The organism is Prevotella conceptionensis 9403948, from assembly GCF_000312305.1.
GTDB lineage: Bacteria > Bacteroidota > Bacteroidia > Bacteroidales > Bacteroidaceae > Prevotella > Prevotella conceptionensis.
The window spans coordinates 1-694 of the sequence record NZ_HE999518.1; the positions used below are offsets into that span (position 1 = coordinate 1).

Consider the following 694-nt stretch of genomic DNA (forward strand, 5'->3'; position numbering starts at 1 on the left):
CTCTCCGAACGGGAGGAGAAAGCCAAGATGCTCATTGCCACAGATATGGCGAGGAAGATGAGCTTGGATTTGAGGCTCATTGACCCCGACAGGTACGGAGATCATGTGGACAACAAGGCTTCCCACTGTGCCGCCAAGATAGCGGAGTACTACCGGAAGTTCAATGAGCAGAAAGGAACGCAGTTTGTGTTCAGCGACCTCGGCACATACAAGCCAGGCGAATGGAATCCTTACAGCGAAATCAAACGAAAGTTGGTGGAAGATCACGGCATTCCTGCTCAGGAGATACGCTTTATTCAGGAAGCCAAGACCGACAAGGCTCGAAAGACGCTCATCGCGGGAATGAATGAAGGTTCAATTCGAGTGCTTTTCGGTTCTACGAGTATGCTCGGCACGGGTGTAAACGCCCAAAAACGTGCCGTCGCCATTCATCATTTGGACACGCCGTGGCGTCCTTCCGACTTGGAGCAGAGGGACGGACGAGCCGTGCGCAAGGGCAATGAAGTTGCCAAATTCCATGCGGACAATAAAGTAGATGTCATTATCTATGCTGTGGAGAAGTCTCTTGATAGTTATAAATTCAACCTGTTGCATAATAAGCAACTCTTCATCGAACAACTGAAAAACAACCGTATGGGCAGCCGTACCATTGATGAGGGAAGTATGGACGAGAAATCGGGAATGAATTTTTCCG

Annotated in this window: 1 protein-coding gene; it reads left to right on the forward strand. The window is 49.4% G+C overall.

The window, feature by feature from the left end; genetic code table 11:
* Positions 1 to 694: helicase-related protein (locus BN93_RS16055; protein WP_019189286.1), on the forward strand; the 694-nt coding region annotated here is incomplete at both ends.